Annotated in this window: 1 protein-coding gene; it reads right to left on the reverse strand. The window is 64.7% G+C overall.

Annotated features, from left to right (window positions below):
• The coding region (glyA, locus tag VBE63_RS30400; protein WP_323686687.1) for a serine hydroxymethyltransferase at positions 1-904 on the reverse strand (904 nt) is incomplete at both ends.

The raw sequence follows: 904 nt of genomic DNA on the forward strand, positions 1-904 counted from the left end.
AGCATCGACGTCCTTGCCGGTCAGCCCCTGCTCGATGAAGCTGACGAGGAACAGGTGATCATCAGTTCCACCGGAGACGACATCGTAGCCGCGCGCGAGGAAGGTCTCGGCCATGGCCTGAGCGTTGAGCACGACCTGCTTCTGATAGTCCTTGAACTCAGGCTCCAAAGCCTCCTTGAAGGCCACGGCCTTGGCGGCGATGACGTGCATCAGCGGACCGCCCTGGGTGCCTGGGAAGACCAGCGAGTTGAACTTCTTCTCCAGCTCGGGGTTGGACTTGGCCAGGATCAGGCCGCCACGCGGGCCGCGCAGGGTCTTGTGCGTGGTGGTGGTGGTCACATCGGCGATCTGCACCGGGCTCGGATAGACGCCAGCGGCGACCAGGCCGGCGATATGGGCCATGTCGACCAGCAGGTAGGCACCGACCTCGTCGGCGATGTCGCGGAAGCGCTGCCAGTCGATGACGCGCGAATAGGCCGAGAAGCCGGCGATGATCATCTTTGGCTTGTGCTCGCGGGCGAGCGCTTCGACCTGGGCGTAGTCGATCTCACCGGTGGCTGGGTCGAGCCCGTACTGGACGGCGTTGTAGAGCTTGCCGGAGAAATTGGGCTTGGCGCCGTGGGTCAGATGGCCGCCGTGGGCCAGGCTCATGCCGAGCACGGTGTCGCCCGGTTGGCACAGCGCCATGAACACCGCCGCATTGGCCTGCGAGCCGGAATGCGGCTGGACATTGGCATAGTCGGCGCCGAACAGCGCCTTGGCACGCTCGATCGCGAGCCGCTCGGCGACATCGACGAACTCACAGCCGCCATAGTAGCGCTTGGCCGGATAGCCTTCGGCATACTTGTTGGTCATCACTGAGCCCTGCGCCTCCATCACGCGCGGACTGGCGTAGTTCTCGGAC

The organism is Lamprobacter sp. (genome assembly GCF_034860625.1).
Classification (GTDB): domain Bacteria; phylum Pseudomonadota; class Gammaproteobacteria; order Chromatiales; family Chromatiaceae; genus Lamprobacter.